This is a genomic window from Sporosarcina sp. P20a (assembly GCF_002743175.1).
Classification (GTDB): domain Bacteria; phylum Bacillota; class Bacilli; order Bacillales_A; family Planococcaceae; genus Sporosarcina.
Genome location: NZ_PDYT01000018.1, coordinates 19,766 through 40,961, shown reverse-complemented (window position 1 = coordinate 40,961; position 21,196 = coordinate 19,766). Strand labels below are relative to the sequence as shown.

Annotated in this window: 25 protein-coding genes and 1 riboswitch; of the genes, 11 read left to right on the top strand and 14 right to left on the bottom strand. The window is 42.0% G+C overall.

The genetic code is table 11. The features are described from left to right. Positions 1-89 precede the first annotated feature (89 nt). The 7 genes from CSV72_RS12865 to mnhG are packed head-to-tail and all read left to right on the top strand — an operon-like array spanning position 90 to position 5,859. Entirely contained in the window at positions 90-2,498 is a 2,409-nt protein-coding gene (locus CSV72_RS12865; RefSeq protein ID WP_099678675.1) for a Na+/H+ antiporter subunit A, read from the top strand. Then, a complete protein-coding gene (locus CSV72_RS12860; RefSeq protein WP_099678674.1) occupies positions 2,485-2,907 on the top strand; it encodes a Na(+)/H(+) antiporter subunit B in 423 nt (140 codons plus the stop codon). Before CSV72_RS12865 ends, CSV72_RS12860 begins: the two co-directional genes overlap by 14 nt. Beyond that, positions 2,907-3,248 (top strand): Na(+)/H(+) antiporter subunit C, encoded by a 342-nt coding sequence (locus CSV72_RS12855; RefSeq protein ID WP_099678673.1) that lies wholly within the window; start codon positions 2,907-2,909, stop codon positions 3,246-3,248. The genes CSV72_RS12860 and CSV72_RS12855 overlap by 1 nt, the downstream gene beginning before the upstream one ends. After that, on the top strand, positions 3,241-4,725 hold the full coding sequence (locus CSV72_RS12850) for a Na+/H+ antiporter subunit D (RefSeq protein ID WP_099678672.1): 1,485 nt from the start codon (positions 3,241-3,243) through the stop codon (positions 4,723-4,725). The genes CSV72_RS12855 and CSV72_RS12850 overlap by 8 nt, the downstream gene beginning before the upstream one ends. Before the next feature lie 6 nt (positions 4,726-4,731). Next, positions 4,732-5,214, top strand: a complete 483-nt coding sequence (locus CSV72_RS12845; RefSeq protein WP_099678671.1) for a Na+/H+ antiporter subunit E — start codon at positions 4,732-4,734, stop codon at positions 5,212-5,214. Next, the gene (locus CSV72_RS12840) at positions 5,211-5,492 is read left to right on the top strand and encodes a Na(+)/H(+) antiporter subunit F1 (protein ID WP_099634500.1); all 282 of its coding nucleotides are present in this window, start codon (positions 5,211-5,213) and stop codon (positions 5,490-5,492) included. The genes CSV72_RS12845 and CSV72_RS12840 overlap by 4 nt, the downstream gene beginning before the upstream one ends. Beyond that, positions 5,476-5,859: a monovalent cation/H(+) antiporter subunit G gene (gene mnhG / locus CSV72_RS12835; RefSeq protein WP_099678670.1), complete on the top strand. Its 384-nt coding sequence runs from the start codon at positions 5,476-5,478 to the stop codon at positions 5,857-5,859. Before CSV72_RS12840 ends, mnhG begins: the two co-directional genes overlap by 17 nt. A gap of 19 nt (positions 5,860-5,878) precedes the next feature. Here the strand turns inward: mnhG and CSV72_RS12830 are convergent, their stop codons facing one another. Both CSV72_RS12830 and CSV72_RS12825 read right to left on the bottom strand, forming a co-directional pair. Further along, entirely contained in the window at positions 5,879-6,127 is a 249-nt protein-coding gene (locus CSV72_RS12830) for a hypothetical protein (protein WP_099678669.1), read from the bottom strand. A 70-nt stretch (positions 6,128-6,197) separates the two neighbouring features. Then, a complete protein-coding gene (locus tag CSV72_RS12825) occupies positions 6,198-7,712 on the bottom strand; it encodes a leucyl aminopeptidase (protein ID WP_099678668.1) in 1,515 nt (504 codons plus the stop codon). A 156-nt stretch (positions 7,713-7,868) separates the two neighbouring features. On the opposite strand from CSV72_RS12825, the gene CSV72_RS12820 reads away from it, so the two are divergent. Continuing rightward, the gene (locus tag CSV72_RS12820) at positions 7,869-8,345 is read left to right on the top strand and encodes a divergent PAP2 family protein (protein WP_099678667.1); all 477 of its coding nucleotides are present in this window, start codon (positions 7,869-7,871) and stop codon (positions 8,343-8,345) included. Between the two features lie 222 nt (positions 8,346-8,567). Here CSV72_RS12820 and CSV72_RS12815 read toward each other — a convergent pair whose 3' ends face one another. From CSV72_RS12815 to CSV72_RS12805, 3 genes are all read right to left on the bottom strand, one after another. Then, positions 8,568-8,894 carry a YuiB family protein gene (locus CSV72_RS12815; RefSeq protein WP_099678666.1) on the bottom strand — a complete coding sequence of 109 codons (327 nt, stop codon included), beginning with the start codon at positions 8,892-8,894 and terminating at the stop codon, positions 8,568-8,570. A gap of 219 nt (positions 8,895-9,113) precedes the next feature. After that, the gene (locus CSV72_RS12810; protein ID WP_099678665.1) at positions 9,114-10,328 is read right to left on the bottom strand and encodes an NAD(P)/FAD-dependent oxidoreductase; all 1,215 of its coding nucleotides are present in this window, start codon (positions 10,326-10,328) and stop codon (positions 9,114-9,116) included. 236 nt (positions 10,329-10,564) lie between these two features. Further along, entirely contained in the window at positions 10,565-10,930 is a 366-nt protein-coding gene (locus CSV72_RS12805; protein ID WP_099678664.1) for a HesB/IscA family protein, read from the bottom strand. A 120-nt stretch (positions 10,931-11,050) separates the two neighbouring features. Between CSV72_RS12805 and CSV72_RS12800 the strand changes: the two genes are divergently transcribed. Further along, positions 11,051-11,755 carry a DUF2225 domain-containing protein gene (locus CSV72_RS12800; protein ID WP_199170103.1) on the top strand — a complete coding sequence of 235 codons (705 nt, stop codon included), beginning with the start codon at positions 11,051-11,053 and terminating at the stop codon, positions 11,753-11,755. A gap of 61 nt (positions 11,756-11,816) precedes the next feature. On the opposite strand, the gene CSV72_RS12795 is transcribed toward CSV72_RS12800, so the two are convergent. Further along, on the bottom strand, positions 11,817-12,056 hold the full coding sequence (locus CSV72_RS12795) for a NifU family protein (protein ID WP_085131439.1): 240 nt from the start codon (positions 12,054-12,056) through the stop codon (positions 11,817-11,819). A gap of 83 nt (positions 12,057-12,139) precedes the next feature. Between CSV72_RS12795 and CSV72_RS12790 the strand changes: the two genes are divergently transcribed. Then, positions 12,140-12,466, top strand: coding sequence for a YuzD family protein (locus tag CSV72_RS12790; RefSeq protein WP_099678663.1), 327 nt, complete (start codon positions 12,140-12,142; stop codon positions 12,464-12,466). A gap of 149 nt (positions 12,467-12,615) precedes the next feature. Here CSV72_RS12790 and CSV72_RS12785 read toward each other — a convergent pair whose 3' ends face one another. Beyond that, the gene (locus tag CSV72_RS12785) at positions 12,616-13,683 is read right to left on the bottom strand and encodes an NAD(P)/FAD-dependent oxidoreductase (protein WP_099678662.1); all 1,068 of its coding nucleotides are present in this window, start codon (positions 13,681-13,683) and stop codon (positions 12,616-12,618) included. A 138-nt stretch (positions 13,684-13,821) separates the two neighbouring features. Here CSV72_RS12785 and CSV72_RS12780 point away from each other — a divergent pair, with 138 nt between their 5' ends. Continuing rightward, on the top strand, positions 13,822-14,058 hold the full coding sequence (locus tag CSV72_RS12780; protein WP_099678661.1) for a YuzB family protein: 237 nt from the start codon (positions 13,822-13,824) through the stop codon (positions 14,056-14,058). Between the two features lie 494 nt (positions 14,059-14,552). Here CSV72_RS12780 and CSV72_RS12775 read toward each other — a convergent pair whose 3' ends face one another. The 7 genes from CSV72_RS12775 to CSV72_RS12750 all read right to left on the bottom strand — a co-directional run bounded on the left by CSV72_RS12775 (position 14,553) and on the right by CSV72_RS12750 (position 20,825). Continuing rightward, complete coding sequence (locus CSV72_RS12775) at positions 14,553-15,320, bottom strand: TIGR01457 family HAD-type hydrolase (RefSeq protein WP_369802920.1); 768 nt, start codon at positions 15,318-15,320, stop codon at positions 14,553-14,555. Beyond that, the gene (locus CSV72_RS12770) at positions 15,317-15,763 is read right to left on the bottom strand and encodes a DUF86 domain-containing protein (protein ID WP_099634510.1); all 447 of its coding nucleotides are present in this window, start codon (positions 15,761-15,763) and stop codon (positions 15,317-15,319) included. Before CSV72_RS12770 ends, CSV72_RS12775 begins: the two co-directional genes overlap by 4 nt. A gap of 97 nt (positions 15,764-15,860) precedes the next feature. Beyond that, entirely contained in the window at positions 15,861-16,214 is a 354-nt protein-coding gene (locus CSV72_RS12765) for a YutD family protein (protein WP_233190444.1), read from the bottom strand. Positions 16,215-16,232: 18 nt separating this feature from the next. Further along, on the bottom strand, positions 16,233-17,198 hold the full coding sequence (gene lipA / locus CSV72_RS12760) for a lipoyl synthase (protein WP_099634512.1): 966 nt from the start codon (positions 17,196-17,198) through the stop codon (positions 16,233-16,235). Positions 17,199-17,439: 241 nt separating this feature from the next. Further along, positions 17,440-17,577, bottom strand: coding sequence for a methionine/alanine import family NSS transporter small subunit (locus CSV72_RS16590; RefSeq protein ID WP_233191280.1), 138 nt, complete (start codon positions 17,575-17,577; stop codon positions 17,440-17,442). Further along, positions 17,578-19,098 (bottom strand): sodium-dependent transporter, encoded by a 1,521-nt coding sequence (locus tag CSV72_RS12755; RefSeq protein ID WP_099634513.1) that lies wholly within the window; start codon positions 19,096-19,098, stop codon positions 17,578-17,580. A gap of 158 nt (positions 19,099-19,256) precedes the next feature. Further along, positions 19,257-20,825 (bottom strand): Na+/H+ antiporter NhaC family protein, encoded by a 1,569-nt coding sequence (locus CSV72_RS12750; RefSeq protein WP_099678660.1) that lies wholly within the window; start codon positions 20,823-20,825, stop codon positions 19,257-19,259. 191 nt (positions 20,826-21,016) lie between these two features. Continuing rightward, positions 21,017-21,192, bottom strand: a riboswitch (Lysine riboswitch). Positions 21,193-21,196: the final 4 nt, after the last annotated feature.

The following is a 21,196-nucleotide window of genomic DNA, read 5'->3' as shown; positions in this document are numbered from 1 at the left end:
AAATGTTTTACGCTATACTAACAAATACGCCCACGCTTATGCCTCGGGAATTTGAATATGTGAAGAACATGGTTGGAAGGAGGATTCTCTTGGAATTCGTGTTATTTATTTTTTTACCTGTAATCTTCGCGATACTTGTTCCTTTTGCTTATAAGAAAATTAAAGGAATACATACGGGTTGGTTTGTTTTATTAGTACCACTAGTGTTATTTAGCTATTACGTAAGCTTTTTGCCGCTAGTCATGGATGGTGGTCATGCTATTTCTGAAATGAAATGGATTCCTTCACTTGGAATTGCGTTTACTTCATACATAGATGGTCTTAGTTTATTATTTACGCTATTGATCACCGGAATCGGTTCGTTAGTTGTATTGTACTCTGTGTTCTACATGGATAGGGAGAAAGAAGATCTTGGCAGCTTTTATGTCTACTTACTGATTTTCATGACCGCTATGCTCGGAGTTGTGCAATCTGACAACACGATGACACTCTATTTGTTCTGGGAGTTAACGTCCATTTCGTCCTTCTTATTGATTGGTTTTTGGTACACGAAGGACAAGTCACGTTTTGGCGCACTGAAATCGATGATGATTACGGTGTTTGGTGGATTAATGATGCTCGGGGCATTCATTTTACTCAGCATCATGGGAGAAACTTTCTCAGTACGGGAATTAATTGCCCAAGCTCCTGATCTGATGAATCAACCGTATTTCACTCTGGCATTAGTATTGCTCTTGCTAGGTGCCTTTACGAAGTCGGCACAATTCCCATTCTATATCTGGTTACCAGATGCAATGGAAGCGCCCACACCCGTTAGTGCGTATTTACACTCTGCCACGATGGTAAAGGCGGGTATTTATTTGGTCGCACGATTTACGCCGATTTTCGGCTCTGCGTCCACATGGATTTGGCTTGTCACTGGAATCGGATTGTTGACGCTGTTCTGGGGATCATTCTTCGCAGTAAAGCAAACGGATTTGAAAGCGATCTTAGCATTTTCAACAGTCAGTCAACTCGGTTTAATTATGTCCTTACTTGGGGCGGGTGCTATCTCCTATCATGCGACCGCAGCCATATTTGGCTTCGCGACGTATGCGGCGATTTTCCACTTAATTAACCACGCAGCATTTAAAGGTGGCCTTTTCATGATTGCAGGGATTATTGATCATGAAACCGGTACCAGAGATATTCGTAAGCTTGGTGGATTGATGAGCGTCATGCCGATCAGCTTTACCGTAGCGGCAATCGGTTCATTATCTATGGCTGGCTTGCCACCGTTCAGTGGATTCTTAAGTAAAGAAATGTTTTTAGAATCTATGGTAGCGCTTCGACACTTTGAATTATTCAACTTCGATACATGGGGCATTATGTTCCCGATCGTCGCTTGGGTTGCCAGTGTGTTTACATTTACGTACAGTATGTATTTTGTGTTAAAAACATTTATTGGACAGAAGAAGTTTGAACAATTGCCGAAACAACCGCATGAAGCACCGATTGGTATGCTAATTGCCCCTATGATTTTGGCAACGATCGTCATTCTTGTGTTCTTTATTCCGAATGTCATTGGTAAGTGGATTATTAAACCTGCTGTCATGGCGATTCAACCGACATTGTACGCAAGTCCGTCCGCTGTTGATATTCATGTCAAAGCATGGCATGGTTTCGGAGCTGCTGGCTTATGGCTAACAATTGGTGTGGTCGTTTTCGGTACATTACTCTATCTAACCATTCCGAAATGGCAACCGTTTTATCGTATCCAGCCTGAAAAGCTATCGCTGAATAAAGGCTATGATGCGCTGATGCGTGGAAGTGAAAAAGGATTGAATCGGGTTTCTCGTCTTTATATGACCGGCAAGATCCGGACATACTTATTGTATATGTTCGCCTTCATGTCAGTTACGATTATCGCAATCTTGTTCATCAAGGACGCATTTGTTCTCGATATGAATAGTTTCGCAGCGATTACATTATATGGATCGTTAAATGCGATTGTGTTAATTTTATCTGTCGGATTTGTTGTGTTTGCGAAGTCTCGTCTTGCTGCGATTATTGCGCTCGGCGGTGTCGGGTATTCCGTCGCGTTATTCTTCGTCATCTTCAAAGCGCCTGACTTAGCGTTAACGCAACTTGTAATCGAGACAGTTTCCGTTGCGTTGTTCTTGCTAGCATTCAAGCATTTGCCGGCACTCAGTACGCACGGGGAAACGAAACGCAATAAAGTAGTCAATCTGATTGTTTCATTGAGTGTAGGTGTGATGGTGACATTGGTCGCCTTATCCAGCCACTCACAAAAAATGATCCCTTCGATTTCTCAATACTATAAAGATACGGTCGAGACAGAAGCAGCTGGCGGAAATATCGTCAACGTCATTCTTGTAGACTACCGTGGATTTGATACATTATTTGAGATCGCAGTACTCGCTATTGCAGGGATCGCGGTACTTGGCATGATTCGCTTGCGTGTATCGAGAAAGGAGCCGAACGATGAAAACAAATGATGTTATTTTACAAACTACAGCTAAAGTAGTGTTTTTCATCATCTTCCTGTTCTCCATCCACATCTTTTTCGCGGGTCACTATGCACCAGGTGGAGGATTCGTTGGTGGCTTGTTGACAACAGGGGCGATTGTGCTGTTGTTGTTGGCATTCGATTTACGGACAATCCAACAAATTTTACCATTTAACTTTACGATCATGACTGCGTTCGGATTATTGCTTGCATTAGGTACAGCGGCGGGCTCCATTTTCTTTAATGTGCCATTCTTCACGCATGCATTCAGTGATTTTGATTTACCACTGTTCGGACATACGTCTCTTCATACAGCGATGTTGTTTGATAGTGGAGTGTACTTAGTTGTCGTCGGTTCCGCCATCACGATTATTCAATCGATTGGAGGCGATGACTGATGGAGTTTATTCTTTCAATTCTTATCGGGATATTATTTACGGCAGCCGTCTATTTGATATTATCGAGGAGTTTACTGAAAGTGATTTTAGGTACTGGTTTGCTCAGTCATGGTGCGCATTTACTCATTCTTACGATGGGTGGACTCGGAGGCTTAGCGCCTCCCGTTGTACTCGACGGTGTGACTGATTTTGCTGATCCCCTGCCACAAGCATTGATCTTAACTGCGATCGTCATCAGTTTTGGTGTGACGGCGGTCATGCTTGTCATGGCATATCGTATGTATGCTGTACACCAAACAGATAATATGAATGAATTGAGAGGGAATGATGAACATGATTAATCTTCTTTTATTTCCGATCATTATTCCTTTCTTTTTCGCGATGATCTTATTGTTTTTCAAAGAGCAGGTGGTCGTTCAGAGAGTGTTGACACTGATCGGATTGGCTCTCAGTCTAGTTGCTTCTATTTGGCTTATCGCGACAGTGAAGACAGAAGGAATCCAAACTGTGACACTTGGGAGTTGGCCCGCACCATTCGGGATTACGATGGTGTCGGACATGTTCTCCGCCTTGCTCGTCACGACGACAATTATCATTACATTTTTTGTCGTCATCTATAGCTTTTCATCCATTGGTGTAGAAAGAGAAAGATTTTTCTACTATCCTGCAATTCTGTTCATGATTACAGGAATCAATGGCGCCTTCACTACAGGCGATATTTTCAATATGTTCGTATTTTTCGAAGTGCTATTGATCGCGTCCTATTTGCTGATTGTACTGGGCGGCGAGAAACGGCAGCTTCGAGAATCCATTAAATACATATTGGTAAACGTCATTTCATCTGCCCTCTTCGTCGCTACGGTAGCGTATTTGTACTCGATCATCGGCACATTGAATATGGCGGATATTTCGGTGAAGATTGCCGAGATCAATCAACCAGGAATCATTTCTGTCATTGCGATTTTGTTTTTAATCGTTTTCGGAATTAAAGGAGCCATCTTCCCTTTGTATTTCTGGTTACCCAATTCGTACGCTGCGCCACCGATACCCATTCTTGCATTGTTCGGTGCCTTACTGACTAAAGTAGGTGTCTATGCGATCACGCGTACTTATACATTGTTTTTCGTACACGACATCGGGTTTACGCATCAGTTTCTGATGGTCTTGTCGTTACTTACGATCATTGCTGGCTGTATCGGTGCCCTTGCGTATTTCGATTTAAAACAAATCATCATTTACAACATCATTATTGCAGTAGGCGTTATCTTGTTCGGCGTAGCTCAAATGAACACGTCTGGACTAGAAGGTGCGGTCTACTATTTGATTCACGATATGTTGATCAAAGGTGCATTGTTTGTCTTGATCGGTATCATTATTTATGCAACTGGCACGTCGAACTTGCGGGAAATGGGCGGCTTAATTAAAACCCATGCAACACTTGGTTGGACCTATTTAATCGCTGCGTTCGGTCTGGCTGGTATTCCTCCGTTGAGTGGATTTATCGGGAAAGTGCTCATCACAAAAGGTGCGTTTGAAGCGGATCATGTGATCGGCAGTATCATTATTTTGGCTTCTAGCCTCGTTGTGCTACTGTCTGTCATCCGAATTTTCATTTATGCATTTTGGGGGCCTCAGAAGAACGAGCTGCCTGTTCGTGATGAACGCACGTATCGCCAAATGATGTTCCCAGCTATTATGTTGGTACTCATTACGGTAGCGTACGGTGTCGGTGCAGAGTGGCTTATGCCATATATGACGGATGCAGCGAATGTACTAGCTGATCCATCCATCTATATAAATGCGGTGTTAAAGGAGTAGAGGTCAATGGCTTTTCAGATACTATTAAATTTCTTCATTGCAGTCGTTTGGATGTTCATGTCAAGTTCATTGACACCTTCTACGTTCATCATAGGATATCTTATCGGGCTGTTGATGATCATCATGACACGCCGCTATTTCAGTGGACGCTTGTACATTTGGCGTATCTGGTCTGCAATAAAATTAACAGCAATTTTCTTAAAAGAACTCATCATGTCGAATATTTCCGTGTTGCTACTAGTTATCAAACCGGATCTGTCGACTATGCAGCCGATGTTCTTCGCAATGCCAACAGAGCTTGAAAAGGATTGGGAAATCACATTGTTATCTAGTTTAATTACGTTAACGCCTGGTACTGTCGTCGTTCATGTTTCAGATGATCAGCGAACTTTGTATATCCATGCGATTGATGTAGACGATGTGGATGAAGCAATCGATTCTATTAAAAACACATTCGAGAAAGCCATTATGGAGGTGAGCCGAGGATGAACTTGTTTTATTCCGTCTGTCTCGTGCTAGTCATCCTGTCTATGCTCGGATTACTATATCGTGTATGGAAAGGTCCTTCCGTGCCGGATCGTCTAGTCGCGCTCGATGCGATTGGCGTCATGCTCATATCAGCAATCGCGCTGCTTTCCATCTTGTTCGATACACCGTTCTTCATCGATGCGATTCTATTGATCGCCATTATGTCGTTTATCGGCACAGTGTCCTTCTCCAAATTCATTGAGAGAGGAGAGATCATCGAACGTGGACCTAATCGCTGACATTATTATTGTGTTACTCGTTACGGTGGGGATCATTTTCACGATCGTCACAGTCATTGGAATCTTACGGCTTCCGGATGTTTATACACGGGCACACGCTGCTTCAAAGAGCGCTACGCTGGGTGTTATGAGTTTACTGCTTGGTGTATTCCTTCACTTTTGGTGGAATGAAGGCCATTTCAGTGTGGCGCTGTTGCTTGGTATTGTCTTCTTGTTCATCACTTCTCCGATTGGCGGTCACTTAATGACACGCGCTGCTTATATGTCGGGTGTAGAACCTACCAAATTAACGGTTGGGGATGATCTAAAAGAAGCTGTAAAAGAACAACGTAAAGAATCAGATAAAAACACGCCGTATGACGAATAGTCATCCCGGCGTGTTTTTTTTAATAGTATGGATAATAAGGGTAATACGGTTGTGGATAGTATGGATAGCTGTTGTAGTAAGGTGGATAGTATCCTCCACCATAGCCACCGCCATAACCGTAACCTGGAGATATAGCATTACCTAAAAATCCGCCAACTAAACCACCAAGGAATGGTCCGCCGAAGCCACCTCCAAAACCGCCACCAAAACCGCCACCATGATGACCATGACCACGTCCACCGTATCCGCCTCTATAATTTCTTGTCATCCAAGCTCCCCCTTTCCCTCTATCCTATGACCAGCCGGAAAGAAGGAGTGGGGAAAGCGCCTATCGCGAATTATTCTTGTTCTTCCGATTCAGCTGCCAAGCGCTCTACGAAGGTCGCCAATGTACGGACCATCACGCCAGTTGCACCTTTAGGGCCGAGCACATGTGGACTAGCCGCGTCAGACGTACCTGCGATATCTAAATGAATCCACGGTGTATCTCCGACAAATTCTCCTACGAAGCCGCCTCCGAAGATCATATGGCCATCTCGTCCCGGTGAGTTGTTTAAATCTGCAACATCACTTTTTCGAATACGTTTACGATCGCTTTCAGTTAACGGCATTTGCCAAATGAATTCCCCTGTTTCATCCGCGGCTTCCTGGAACTTATTATAGAATGCGTCATTATTCGTTAGTGCACCTGTTTTATCATTACCGAGCGCCACAATGACACCACCTGTTAGCGTAGCCACATCAATCAAATACTCAGCGCCCGCTTGCTTCGCGTAGGTTACCGCATCAGCCAGTACTAAACGTCCTTCTGCATCTGTATTCAACACTTCTATCGTCTTACCGCTTAATGATGTGATGACATCATCCGGCTTGAATGCTTCACCGGAAATCATGTTATCGGATGAAGCAATGACTGCAAGAACATTTTTCTTCGGTCGTGACTCCCCTATGATTGCCATAGCGCCGAGAACAGCCGCTGCACCACCCATATCACCTTTCATTCCGACCATACCGTCTTTAGGCTTCAATGAATAGCCACCTGTGTCATACGTGATCCCTTTACCGACTAGACCGATGACATCTTCCCACTGTTCGGTCGCTTGGTACTTCAGCACAATGAGTTTCGGTTCTTCTACTGAACCTTGATTGACCGCAAGAATTGCTCCCATACCAAGCTCTTCCATTTCCGCTTTACCAAGAATATCAATTTCCAAGTCATAGCTTTCCGCTAATTCTCGTGCGTACTCCGCCATCTTAGTTGGCGTCAATAAATTAGGTGGTACATTGACTAGCGTCCTAGCTTCGTTTACTGCATATGCAGAGATCATGCCCACTTCTCCCGCAGCAATAACACTTTCTTCATCTTCTGTAGTGATGAATGTAACAGTAGTTAGTGGAACTTCCACTTCATTGGATGAAGTCTGGAATCCCTCATACGTATAGGAGCCCATTCCGATACCCTCAGAGGCCAAGAACGCAACGTCCTCACTATCAATCTCTTCGTTACAGAACGGCGCTGTCCAGACCCCTACAGAGCGTATACGGTCTTTGTGTAGTTGTTTACCTACCTCAGCGAATAATTCGCGCAATGGCTGTTCTGTCAGCCGCTTCTGATTGCCTACGCCGACAAAGTACACACGGTCGTAACTTTGCGTTGATAACGCAGGCATTTTAGTAATCGCCTTGAACTTCTGTTGAACGTCATGTGATTTGATCCAGTCTGGTAATGAAGGATGGAAAGATTCAACGAACGTATCAAAGCCTTCTACGTTCTCTGGATGATCTGGTATTCCTACAATAAGTACTTCTACTTCTTTCTGATCAATTGCGGATGCTGTGTCTACGTTTATCATGTGTTGTTCCTCCCCTTTTCTTTACGCGTTCCCCATACTAGTATAGACTAGTCAGATTAGCACTTCCAACTACAAATAATTGTTGGTTACATAACGAGTAGATCCAGATTATGTTATACTGAGTGCAAAACTACTGACAATAAAGGAGTGGATCTCTTGGCTATTTTAGAAAATATACCGCTCCTCGCAGCGCTATTCGCCATCTTTTTTGCCCAATTTGTGAAAATTCCTATTCATTTTTTATTAACACGTAAACTTGATTTTGGACTCATGACTTCCACAGGTGGCATGCCCAGTTCTCACTCGGCAGCAGTCACTGCACTGACAACTTCCATCGCATTCGAAGCCGGACTGGATTCACCATTATTCGCCATATCCGCCATATTCGCGGTCATTGTCATGTTCGACGCAACCGGCATTCGCTACCAAGCCGGACAACAAGCTCTCATCATCAACCAAATGCGCTCCGACTTCCAAATGTTCGTCAGCGATTTAAAGGACTGGCCAAAGAAAGACAACGATACTAAAATCCAGGAACTTAAAACCCTCCTCGGCCACAAACCAAACGAAGTATTCTTTGGCGCTTTAACAGGTATCCTTATTTCGATTATTACGTATACGGTTATATTATAACGTTATCAAACCTACTACCACGCTTGCGGATAGCTCTCGCAGGTGTTGGAGAATCTTTCCCGGAGCACTAAGGATAGTAGAATAAGCTAGGTGAACGGAGATCAGCGGTACCGATACCTCACCAACCTTTCCCATAATAGTAAAAAGCAAAAAAACGGAACTGTCACAAGATGTCGTAAATCACGACTTCCTGTCCAGCTCCGTTTTTCATGTCAATACGTATCAGAACATCTGATATCCCATCTTGCGTAAAACCTTCATCACGAAACCTGCGATAATCGCTCCGACCATACCACTCGCCAAAATCACTATATCGACAGCATGAAGCGACATAAGATTCGCCCCTAGCTCACTAAAAGCAAAACCAGGCTTCGTAATGTATTGATACATCGGCACATCATCAATAATAAAAATCACGATAATCGGATAAATAATAGCCATAAGCCACGTCATACGTAACAGCATATTTAATAAAAAGCCGATACCGAAAAACATAACAATAAATATCAAGATCGATAGCATCACTTGAGCTATGGATATAGTTTGCATGCTTGCTAACCTCCAGTTCATCACTTCCACATTTTACAGGATGATGCGACGGCTTTCAATAGAATGAGACAGTATACACAGAACGTTCTTTACAGATGTCATGAATTCTTAAAATCTAATAGTCGATTTCCTCTACTTCGACTGCTTTCACGGTTGACTTGCTGCCAATTTTAGTGCACACAAAAAGCACTCACAAAAGTGAGTGCTTTTCTATATTCATTATAGAATGTTGAATTTACCTTTTTTAATCGTTAATCCTAGACCGCCAATCATAAATAGAGCACGGTTATCAATCATTTTCTTCATGAATGATGCTTTCGCACCTGTTACTTTTTTGTCGAATACTACACCAATTGCATCGGAATCACCTAAAGAACAAACGCTACCTTTTAAATCTGGTACGAATTCTTTTGTCGGGTTTCCTTTCATCAAGGCAATGATATTGTTAGCAATCATTTCACCTTGTTGCATAGCAATTTGTGCAGTGGGTGGGTATGGACGATTAATTGCTTCGTTGATCATCAATGCACAGTCACCTACTACAAATACATCGTCGTATCCTGGCGCACGCATGTCTTTTTCCACTTTAACACGGGCACGCATGTTTTCTATACCCGATTCTTCGATCAAATGGTTACCGCGAACACCAGCAGCCCATACAACCGTACCCGCTTTGATGAATTCAAACTCATCTTCGCCTTTTTTTATCTTCACGCCTTCAGGAGTTGCTTCTACAACCGGTGTACCGATAGAGAATTCTACACCTTTCGTGCCTAATTGACGCACAGCGTATTCCACAAGTTCCGGATCGAAACCAGGCAATACCATTGGTGCCGCTTCTACACATAGAATGCGAACCTTTTTGGCTGGTACATCATATTCTTTACATAATTCAGGTACACGGTTTCCTAGTTCACCTAGATACTCAATTCCTGTGAAACCTGCTCCACCTACGATGATAGTCAAACGGCTATCGTCTTTTACTTCTTCAGTAGACCATGTAGCGAATTGATATTCCATGTGATCACGAATTTGACGGGCTGCATTCACATTGGCAATCGACAATGCGTACTTGTCCAAACCTGGAATTCCGAAAGTTTCCCCTTCGAAACCAAGGCCGATTACTAGGTAATCATATGTGTGAGAACCGAGATTCGTTTTAACATTTTTAGTCGCAACATCGATGCCCGTAACTTCCGCTTCGATGAACTTTACTTTATTACTATTGATTACACTTGAAATATCATAGCGAACTTGTTCTGGGGATAATGTTCCAGCTGCCGCTTCATGCAACCAAGTAGATTCATAGTGATAGTCATTTTTATTAATCAGAACGATATCTGCTTCATCTGCACCTAATGACTTTTGTAAATTCACAACAGTCATCAAGCCGCCGTACCCTGCACCTAATACTAAGATTGTTGGTCTTTTCACGTAAATCGAACCACCTTTTAGTTTCTTAAACGCCGAGTACGTGTAAAATCAATCTTACTTGGTTTTGCAGTGCCGGCATTTAGTTTGATATTAATATAATCTTGCTTTCATTACTTATAGTAGACCTTTTGAGCACGCATTTCAACAGAATTATTATTGTGCAAATAATCAATTTAGACTAGTAATTTGCCTTTTCTGTAATTTCATCAAATCCCGCTTGACTAAGATGGCTAAATTTATTCGCAATCTGCAGGAGCGCCAGCTTTTTTAGCTGTTCTAAATGAAGTTCCGCAACCACAATTGGCAATCGCATTCGGGTTATCGATGGTGAATCCGCCACCCATTAATGATTCTTTATAATCCACTTTTGTACCTACGAGAATAGCTGCATCCTCTTCTTTCACAACTACAGGAATTCCATGAGCTGTATAAAAGATATCATCGTCTTCTTTTTCTTGGGCAAAGCCAAGACCGTATGTTAACCCGCTGCAACCTCCGCCATTGACGGAAACGCGCAAGAATGAACCTTCTTCTTCGTTATGAGTCATCATTTTTTTCACGTGAAATGCTGCTGCTTCTGTAATCTCTACTGTGTTCGTCATTAATACCACTCACTTTCCACGTTTTCTTTTTATCATATCAATCTTTTTCATCACAATGCAAACAAATAATCCCCCTAATAGGTCTATTTTAATGTATAATAAGACTCAGGAAAGAAAGGAATGATACTAGTGGAAATCAGCCCCTATTACGAGAAAAAGATGCAATGTTTACTGTGTAAAGAGCCTTTCCCTACTACTAAAATTCGTTCTCGCCAAGTAAGAGTAATTGACCATGATAGCGATTTTAGACCTATTTATATAGACAAGGAAGTTAATCCTATTTTTTATAATGTTGCGGTTTGTCCGCATTGCGGTTTTGCATTCACTGATGATTTCGCACCGTATTTTGCGCCAAGCACTAAAGAGTCGATCGCTAAAAATATAACTGCCAAATGGCATAGTCGCTCATTTGGTGGCGTACGGACGAAAGAGCAAGCAGTTGAAGCCTATAAATTAGCGTATTTAAATGCCCACTTTAAAAAAGAAAAGCATTTAACAATGGCTGGGATGATGTTGCGTATAGCTTGGATTTACCGTAATGATGAAAACCGTCAGAAAGAAATGCGTTATCTTGAAATCTCTCGTGATCTGTACATAAGAGCATTTTCTGAAGGTGATTATATCGGAACACAAATGTCCGAAACCCGTGTGCAATATATCATTGCAGAATTATCCTGGCGCATCCAGGATCGTGCAGAAGCCATACGCAACTTTTCACGTGTAATTGAAACGCAAAAAAGATCGACAGAACCTACCATCATCCAGATGGCAAAAGATCGATGGCAAGAAATCCGTGATGAACAAATTGCTCATAAAACTAGCTGAATAATGAAAACCGTGCAAAGAAGATCATACTTCATTTGCACGGCTTTTTTATTTAATGAAATTAAAAAACCTGTTCTACTTCTACTACGCCTGGTACTTCTTCAAGTAATGCACGTTCAATACCAGCTTTTAATGTAATCGTCGAACTAGGGCAAGTTCCGCATGCTCCTAAAAGGCGCAACTTCACTATTCCTTCGTCAATATCCACTAGTTCGCAGTCCCCTCCGTCTCGCAAGAGGAATGGGCGCAATTTATCTAGCACTTCTTTTACCGGCTCATATAATTTAATATCTGTTGTCATTGTAATCACACTCTCCTTTCCTTATACTTATTATAAACTGCCAAGCAGAAAAAATCCAATAATGAATCGGAGGTTTGATTAATATGTCACAATCCCCAGTAACAATTGAAGTATATGGAGCAGAAGTCATCTGTGCTAGTTGTGTCAATGCACCATCTTCCAAAGATACGTATGAATGGCTCCAAGCGGCAATATCGAGAAAGTACCCTGAACAACCGTTTACTATTACGTATATTGATATCGAGCAAGAAGTAACAGAATCACGGCAGCAGGAAATCGTCGAGAAAATTCGTGAAGACGAGTATTTTTATCCACTCGTAATGATTAATGACGAAATGATCGGTGAAGGCCATATCCAACTGAAACCTGTTTTTAACGCATTAGAAACATATGGTTATCAACCAGGATAAATTGATAATTTGATGGATTAATTGAGAACAATACATTCACCGAAGCGGTCGTTCTATGTTGAACCGACCGCTTTTTTGTATCCATTGACAATTAAACAAAATTACAGCTAAAAAAAGCCACTTCATGGAAGTGACTTGTACATAGTAGATTACCCATTATGCCATTTATACATCCATAGCAAGCCGGATTTCATTAGACGAGCGATTCTTCCTGTAACAGTACGATCCGCCAAGTACGCAAATCCTTGTTTCTTTCCTAATGAACCCATGAAGCCTTTTAGTTTTAGTTCAGGCATTTCAAGCATCAGCGGTTCACCTTTCCAAGTAGAGCGTAATACTTGAACGATTTGCTCCCCTTGTACTTCTGCCAACTGAGCGCTTGGTGCGTGTGGAAGCGCAGCAATGTCCCCGACAACATACACGTTTCGGTAACTTGGGACTTGATGATATTGATTGAGGACGATGCGGCCTGAACGGTCTTTCTGAATGACTAAATCGTCCACGACCTTACCTGGTTTAATACCAGCCGTCCAAACTACTGCATCTACATCAATTGTATCCTCATGGTTATACAGAATGTGTTCGCCAACTTTAGTAATGTTAGAATTCGCAACGACTTCTACTTCGTTCTGATCAAACCAGCCTTTTACGAAGTTACTCAATCGTTCAGGGAAGTCACGCAATATACGCGGGCTACGGTCGAACAATTTGATTCTCAAATCCGGACGACTTTCACGTAACTCACTCGCTAATTCGATACCGCTAAGCCCAGCACCAACGATTCCTACTGTGGCGCCATCACCTAATCCTAGTAACGTCTGATACGTCCTGCGGGATTTGCCGATTGTTTGGATACTTAGCGTATGTTCAGCCGCTCCAGGTACGTTGTGGTAGTTATCTTCACTACCTAGCCCGATGACTAATTCGTCATACGGAAGTGCTTGACCGTCTGCCAACAACACTTCTTTTTCTTCAAGTTTAATTTCTTGAATCTCGCCTTCTACCACTTTCAATTGGTCATGAACAGGGATTGCTACACGTACATCGGAATCAGAAACCGTTCCTGCAGCCAGTGCATAAAATTCTGTTTTCAAACTATGAAATAGGGTTCTATCGACAAGTGTAATTTCAATATCGCTTGGTAATTCTTTATTTAGCAAACGCAATAAAATTCTCATGTTACCATAGCCGGCGCCTAGTAAAAGTAATTTTCTCATAAAGTTCTCCTTCTATGTCTATTTTCTCGTTCTTCTCATTTGCTATTATAGCAGTTTGTGATAACTTTCACAATATGTCATGTTCATTGACGATTTTGTAAAAAAAGAGTACCATTTCTAGTAGGCGAGGTGAGAAAGATGAATCCCATCGTGGAGTTTTGTATGAGTAATTTGGCAAATGGTGCCTACCCCGTATTCGAAACGTTGGAACGTGATCCAAACATCGACGTACTAGAATATGGCTGTTTGAGCTATTGTACGAAATGTAGTGATACGTTGTACGCAATTGTGAATGGTGAACTTGTTGAAGCGGAGACTGCGGATGAATTGACAAAGGAAATTTATCAGTTCATTGAAGAGAATCCCCTTTTTTAATAAAAATAAACCTACGGGATGTCTTGAAAGCTATTACGCTTTTAGGACATCCTTTTTTGAATGGGATTAAGGTGAGATCTGTGTGTATATTAGCAGAAGAGAGGTAACTAGTGGATGAAGGGATTAAGGCTCCAGCTGGGGACGCTTCAATCCTACGTTGAGAGTGGTGGTATTCAAATCACCTACTGTTATTAGTGTGTTAATTATTGTTATCTTTGAATTTGGTTATTTCAAAATCAAATCCCTGTAAAAAACTGATTACAAGCCCACATTCAATACACAACAAAAAGTATCACCAACTCAAATTGTAAGGGATTGGCGCGTAGGAGGGGCGACTCCTAGAGGATCAGCTCACCGCGAGCCCTCAGGAACGCGTCCCCTCCAAAGCGCCAATCCCCACTCCAACAGCCTGCTAGCCTAGTCTCTACAGCTATCCTAAACAAAAAAGCCATCTCAAGAATCCGTAACGTTACGGCTCCTGAGATAGCTCCATATTACTTCAGCCAATCCGCAAGCGAATTCAGCAAATAAGTTGGTTGCTGCGCCTTCTCCAACACTTCTTCCATAGGCGTGACCCCTGTTGCGACATACGCCGTATCTATACCATAGCGAATCCCCGCCATAATATCCGTATCGTAATTATCGCCAATCAGAATCATGTCTTCTTTCTCGTACATCCCTTGCTGGCGAATGAACTCCAGCATATACGGCTCTGGCTTTCCTACAATGAGCGGCTTTGTATCTGTAGCTGCTTCCATCAACGTCAGGAAAGATCCGTTAGCTGGTACTAGTCCCTTTTCAGTCGGGAATTTGATGTCTTGATTGGTGCCTAAAAAATGAGCACCGTTACGTATCGCCAAACAAGCATCCGCAAGTTTATCGTATGTAATCTGACGATCAAGTCCCATTAAAACGACATCAGGATTCGTTGTGGTAATATTGATGTTTTCAAGTTCCAGCGCTTCACGCAATCCTTCTTCACCAATCATCATGACGTTTGCACCTTCATAATGCTGTTTGCAATAACGAGCCAGCGTCGTGGCTGAATTCATAATGAAGTCGGTTTCTGTATTCACACCAAAACCTGCGAGTTTCTTCTGTTGAGCAGTACGCGTCAGAGCCGCGTTATTCGTAATGAAATACGTTCCCTTCCCCTGCGCTTGGCATGCTGCAACAAAATCTACAGCTTCTTGGATTGGTTCACTACCACGATACATCGTGCCGTCCAAATCGAAGCAGTAGGCTTTATATTGTCTCATCATTCTGTTGGCAGAAACGCCGAAACTGGACCTAATTCATTCGTCAAGTAGTCTCGAACTTGTCCTGGGAATTGTTGTAGTTCATCAAGTGTCTCACGGATAGATCGTGCTACTTTATCTGAATCGACTTCCACGAATTGGCGGACAATCATTGGACGTAATGAAATGAATGCTTTTAATGGGATAGCTTGTTCAGATTGAATGACTTTTTCATCTTCAAGAATATCGATAATATCATCGTAACTTCCAGGATCACGCATGATGAATCCGTCAATCATAGAATTACCTACGTCAATGATTCCTTCAATCAAGCCATGTGCAATTCTCTCTAAAGCAAGTTTATTTACATCGCTTTGTAGCCAGTTCGTTTCCTTTTCAAATATATCGATTAACTGCTCCATATACACTAACGTTTTATTAATTTGATTTTGATCTACAAAATACATAATGTTTTTCCTCCTCATATACTTCATACGTCTATCTTACCATATTTATTGCAGAACGAATGAAAGCTCCGAGCAAATTTGCCCGAAGCTTTCATTTTTATTGCTCCACTTTAGGAGTAGATGCCGTTTCAGGTTGTACTTCTTCTACAACTTCCACTTCCGTTAGTTCCGGTTTTACTTTTCCGATCTTTTTCAAGATGAAATACGCGCAACCGAAATTACAGTATTCATAAATATAATCTTGGACGGTACTGATTTTTGTTTCATATGTGGATTTGGAATTACGGTCTTCGAAAAAGCCTTTTAATCGTAATTGACCATATCCCCAGTCCCCTAAAATAAAGTCATACTTTAACAGTACTTCGCTAAAGCGTTCATTCAAGGCTTCTTCATCGAACCCATCACGAAACTCTTCTGCGATTTCATATTGCATATTTTCTAAAATAACCATTCTCTGCTTCACTTCCATTTAGCTGCTCGCTTGTCCTTCAAGTTTCAGCAGTTCTTCACCTTGGCGCTGTTTCTCTTTAGCCGAAGCATTAACTTGCTCGTCTGCGTGGTAGCTTGAACGCACAAGCGGCCCCGCCTCACAATGAGAGAATCCTTTAGTCATTGCGATTTTACGCAATTCACCAAACTCATCGGGCGAATAATATTTTACCACTTTAGCGTGTTTTTTTGTCGGTTGTAAGTATTGACCAATTGTCATGATATCTACGTTGTGTGCACGAAGGTCATCCATTGTCTCAATAATTTCTTCCACTGTTTCTCCAAGTCCGACCATTAATGAAGACTTCGTCGGGATCTCGGGATACATGTCTTTTGCACGTTGAAGTAACTCAAGTGAACGATCATATGTTGCACGCGCACGAATTCTCGGCGTTAGACGGCGTACTGTTTCAATATTATGGTTTAAGATATCTGGTTTTGCATCCATTAAACGTTGCAAGTTTTCTATATCTCCACCCATATCCGAAGGCAGCACTTCAATAGAAGTAAATGGATTTTTTCTACGTATCGCCCGAATGGTTTCAGCGAAAATAGCCGACCCTCCATCTTTCAAGTCATCGCGTGCTACAGCAGTTACAACAGCATGTTTCAAATTCATCAATTCAACGGATTCCGCTACGCGTTCCGGCTCAGCGGTATCTAGTTCATTAGGTAAACCTGTTTTGACTGCACAGAAACGACATGCACGTGTACACACAGCACCTAAGATCATAAAGGTAGCTGTACGACGCTCTCCCCAACACTCATGAATATTCGGGCAACGTGCTTCTTCACATACAGTATTCAAGTTTTTCTCGCGCATTAATTTCTTTAAACCTGTATAGTTCTCGTTGGTGTTTAGCTTAATCTTCAGCCAATCTGGCTTTCTAATATGCTCAGATTTTCTTCCTGTCTCAGGTTTGCATGACAACGCTACCGACTCCATTCTGTTGATAGATTCTACTCATGTCAATGTAACATAAATTCAGATAACCTTCAATTATAGTTGACACACATTGCAAGCAATAAGGTAAGCGAGTAGAAATTTAGAATAAGGTGACTGATTTTGTATTTTCATTGCAGTGGCGGAGGTTTTATTGTGCGTATGACTTTGTACACTTTCCCAAACACTAATTCACAATAAAAATACACCTGCAACCAAGTTTCTGGTTGCAGGTGTAAATCGTTTACTGTTCGATTTTGAATTTCTTTTTGAATTTACTGAGGATCGTAGCGTAAAAGATGCTAATAAATAGACCGCCCCAGATGATCGTCACACCGAGTAGCATCATGAGGATTGCAGAGCCGCTCATTCCTGTATCCATTTATAGACCCCCTTTATCTTCATCATAATCTGATGTAATTCTTGTGTTGTCTCTCCATTTTAGCGATGTGAATACGATCGACATAACAAATGCACCAATTGCAACTGGCCATCCTATTGTCCATAAGAATGACGTTGGATATCCCTCGTAGTTTTCAGCGATATTGTCTTTGATTAGGAAGAATAACATCGTACCCAATACTACTGGTGTAATGAATGATAGCGATACTTTCCACCACCAGCCAAGACGAATATCCGATACTGCGTTGGCATGCTGTTCGAACAAACCTAGTTTCCGGAATACCCAAGCTAGTAAGACGACTTCGACTAAACCGATGACTGCAATACCGAATTGGTTAATGAAGTAATCCGCTACGTCTAGGAAGTATAAACCGCCATTTGTAGCGTATAGCAAAGAAATCACTGCTGAGAGTCCGACGCCAATAGTTACTGAACGACGTCTTGAAATATTGAATTTATCTGACATACCTGCGATATATGTTTCGGTAATTGATATTAGTGAAGTAATACCCGCAAGTGTCAGTGACAGGAAGAAGAATGCGCCGAACAGGCCATTTAATCCTGGCATTTGATTGATAATTTCAGGGAACACGACGAAGGCCAAACCTACACCAGCTGTCGCAACGTCTGCTACTTCCACCCCTGAATTCGTTGCCATGAATCCTAGTACTGCGAATACTCCGATACCCGCCAATAACTCAACAGAAGAGTTCGCAAAACCTGTAATAAATGCGTTATTCGTAATATCTGATTTCTTTGGCAAATAACTAGAATACGTAATCATGATAGCAAATGCGATCGATAAACTAAAGAAGATATGTCCATATGCTGCAACCCATACACGTGGGTTCAGTAACTTATCGACATCTGGTTTAAAGAATGCATCCAGTCCAACCATAGCTCCATCTAGTGTGATTGCACGGATGACGACGAATAAGAAGAGTATGAATAGAATAGGAATAAATATTCTGTTCGCTAATTCGATCCCTTTCTTTACTCCACCGATCAAAATGATATAACAAATAACCCAGACGAATAGTAGTGGCAATGCCACGCCCCCTACAATTCCCCCGACATCTCCTGGATTATCCGCCAATTTTAGAACATCACCGAAGAAGAACGCTTCAGGTTCTTTCCCCCAAGATAAGTTAAATGAGTAGATCGTGTATTTCATTGCCCATGCAATGATCACGGCATAGTAGGTGGAGATAACGAACGATACGAAAATCCCCCACCATCCTAAGAACTCTGCTTTCTTACCGTTTAAACGGAAGAATGATAGAGGTGCGGATCCACGGTATTTATGACCAATTGTGAATTCCATGATCAGAATCGGGATACCAGCTGTTAATAATGCAAATAAGTACGGGATAAAAAATGCGCCGCCGCCATTTTCATAGGCTACATAAGGAAAACGCCAAATGTTTCCAAGTCCTATAGCTGATCCGACCGCAGCCAGTATAAAACCTGCTCTCGTTCCCCACTGTGAACGATTCTCCATACAACTCACCTCTTTTTGTTATTTTACAAAACTTTCATGATTCAATTTATTCTGATAATTATAGTTCCGTATATTTAGTATAAACAGCCCAATTCGAGATGTCAAAACAAATTTAGACTAAGAATGAAGTAATTATCACTCTTAGTCTAAAAGGTAAACTATGCTATTTGTTCCGCGCGTTTCTTTCCTTTAGCGCTCAAGTACGTAAATAAAACTATTAAAGTAATAATAACAGCTACTAAACCGATCCAGACAGACCCAGTCAGCCCGAGAACGATGTAGCCGATTACCGCTACACTTGCCGCAACAAGCGCATAAGGCAACTGGGTAGATACGTGATCCATATGGTTACAACCTGCTCCAGTAGAAGACAAAATGGTCGTATCAGAAATCGGTGAACAATGATCTCCGAATACCGCACCTGCAAGTACTGCCGCCAACGCTGGTAATAATAATTCAGGTGCCGCATTGACCATGATAGTACCCGCAATCGGCATCAAGATACCGAAAGAACCCCATGAAGTACCTGTCGAGAATGCCATTAACCCTGCTAATACGAAGATCAATACTGGAAGGAAAGTGACTGGAATATTTAATTGCTCTACCATCGTAGAAAGGAAGAGTCCTGTATCTAGGGAAGCGATTAGTTCAGTCAATCCCCAAGCGAAGATTAAGATGAGAATGGCAGGCATCATCGCTCTCAATCCGCTAATAAATGCACGGCCCATCCATGAAACACTTGCTGTTTCGTTCTTTTCCATTTGTAAAATATATAACAACATAGCTAGCAATGTTGCCGTAGTACCGCCAATTACCAAAGAAAATGGTACATCAGTGTTTTCAAAGATAGCCCAAATATCGAAAACGCCTGCTTCTTTATAGCCTGTGAAAATCATCATACCAAGCGTTACCGCAATCAACGTCACGATCGGTGCAACCAAATCGCGAACTTTTCCGTGCGTATGCTCAGGGAATTCTTCTTTTAGTTGACCCGGAATTTCTTTAGTTTGGTCAAATAGTTCCCCTTCATTCGTTGCACGATCTTCATGCTTCTTCATTTCGAAGAAGTCATTATTCGTCCAAGCGAAGAAAAAGACCATCGACAATGTCGCAATAACATAGAAGTTCATCGGTGCCATCATAATGAATGCAGTTAATGGTGAATAACTCACCGCTGCTGTCGTACCTAAAATAAGCGCAAGTTGTCCAATTAAGAATGCGCCCCAACTAGAGATGGGTGACACGACACAAATCGGTGCCGATGTAGAGTCAATGAAATACGCCAATTTCGCACGAGAAATCTTGTGCTGGTCTGTAATCGGTCTTGCAATCTGTCCAACTGCTAAGGCATTGAAATAGTCATCCACAAAAATTGCAATCCCAAGCCCCATCGTCAACAGCTTCGCGCCACGTTTTGTACGGATACGCGTGACTGCCCAGCGTGCAAATGCGGCACTTCCTCCCGATAGGCTGACGAATGCCGTAATGACACCTAGTAATAAAAGAAATAGCATGATAAATATATTGTACGTATTGAGTCCGCCATCCCAAAACGAAACTGTCATGGCTCTCCATACACCTTTTAGTGTCTCGAACGGAGCAAAGTTCGCTAAAAGTAAAGCTGCTGTAACAATTCCTGCTCCTAATGATAATAGTACTCTCCTCGTCGCTAACACCATCACGATGGCGATGATAGGAGGTAAAATAGAGACCCATGTTCCGATCATTGTAATTCCTCCTCTTTCTAGTTGCTAGATGAAATCGAAATGCAGAAGATCTTTCGAAGAGTGGAAAGCTGATACTATCCTGTAATTCCTTAATTTCCCGATAAAAAAAGCCAACTCCACAGGCAATAGCATACGTGTAGGAGTCGGCCAGTCAATTGATCAAGCAATAATTCATAAATCGCAGTACAATTGGCAACTGTAGCTCTCCATACATTTATCGCTGTATGACAGTGTCATTCCTCTTCGAAATGACCCCAACTTGAGAAGTTGACCCTTCTCAAACTTCGGCATTGCCTCCTTTCGCTCGCGGTCCTAGATGTCACTCTCTCGCCAGTTACTTATAAACAATGCAGCCTCTACGTAAGTCTCGA

Coding starts and splice junctions, on each gene's coding strand:
- CSV72_RS12790 (WP_099678663.1), top strand. CDS start 12,140: ATGTCACAATCCCCAGTAACAATTGAAGTATATGGAGCAGAAGTCATC.
- lipA (WP_099634512.1), bottom strand. CDS start 17,198: ATGGAGTCGGTAGCGTTGTCATGCAAACCTGAGACAGGAAGAAAATCT.
- CSV72_RS12840 (WP_099634500.1), top strand. CDS start 5,211: ATGAACTTGTTTTATTCCGTCTGTCTCGTGCTAGTCATCCTGTCTATG.
- CSV72_RS12855 (WP_099678673.1), top strand. CDS start 2,907: ATGGAGTTTATTCTTTCAATTCTTATCGGGATATTATTTACGGCAGCC.
- CSV72_RS12850 (WP_099678672.1), top strand. CDS start 3,241: ATGATTAATCTTCTTTTATTTCCGATCATTATTCCTTTCTTTTTCGCG.
- CSV72_RS12830 (WP_099678669.1), bottom strand. CDS start 6,127: ATGACAAGAAATTATAGAGGCGGATACGGTGGACGTGGTCATGGTCAT.
- CSV72_RS12785 (WP_099678662.1), bottom strand. CDS start 13,683: ATGAGAAAATTACTTTTACTAGGCGCCGGCTATGGTAACATGAGAATT.
- CSV72_RS12770 (WP_099634510.1), bottom strand. CDS start 15,763: ATGTATTTTGTAGATCAAAATCAAATTAATAAAACGTTAGTGTATATG.
- CSV72_RS12860 (WP_099678674.1), top strand. CDS start 2,485: ATGAAAACAAATGATGTTATTTTACAAACTACAGCTAAAGTAGTGTTT.
- CSV72_RS12815 (WP_099678666.1), bottom strand. CDS start 8,894: ATGCAAACTATATCCATAGCTCAAGTGATGCTATCGATCTTGATATTT.
- CSV72_RS12825 (WP_099678668.1), bottom strand. CDS start 7,712: ATGATAAACGTAGACACAGCATCCGCAATTGATCAGAAAGAAGTAGAA.
- CSV72_RS12800 (WP_199170103.1), top strand. CDS start 11,051: ATGATACTAGTGGAAATCAGCCCCTATTACGAGAAAAAGATGCAATGT.
- CSV72_RS12765 (WP_233190444.1), bottom strand. CDS start 16,214: ATGGTTATTTTAGAAAATATGCAATATGAAATCGCAGAAGAGTTTCGT.
- CSV72_RS12755 (WP_099634513.1), bottom strand. CDS start 19,098: ATGGAGAATCGTTCACAGTGGGGAACGAGAGCAGGTTTTATACTGGCT.
- CSV72_RS12775 (WP_369802920.1), bottom strand. CDS start 15,320: ATGATGAGACAATATAAAGCCTACTGCTTCGATTTGGACGGCACGATG.
- CSV72_RS12795 (WP_085131439.1), bottom strand. CDS start 12,056: ATGACAACAGATATTAAATTATATGAGCCGGTAAAAGAAGTGCTAGAT.
- CSV72_RS12750 (WP_099678660.1), bottom strand. CDS start 20,825: ATGATCGGAACATGGGTCTCTATTTTACCTCCTATCATCGCCATCGTG.
- CSV72_RS12805 (WP_099678664.1), bottom strand. CDS start 10,930: ATGACGAACACAGTAGAGATTACAGAAGCAGCAGCATTTCACGTGAAA.
- CSV72_RS12845 (WP_099678671.1), top strand. CDS start 4,732: ATGGCTTTTCAGATACTATTAAATTTCTTCATTGCAGTCGTTTGGATG.
- CSV72_RS16590 (WP_233191280.1), bottom strand. CDS start 17,577: ATGGATACAGGAATGAGCGGCTCTGCAATCCTCATGATGCTACTCGGT.
- CSV72_RS12780 (WP_099678661.1), top strand. CDS start 13,822: ATGAATCCCATCGTGGAGTTTTGTATGAGTAATTTGGCAAATGGTGCC.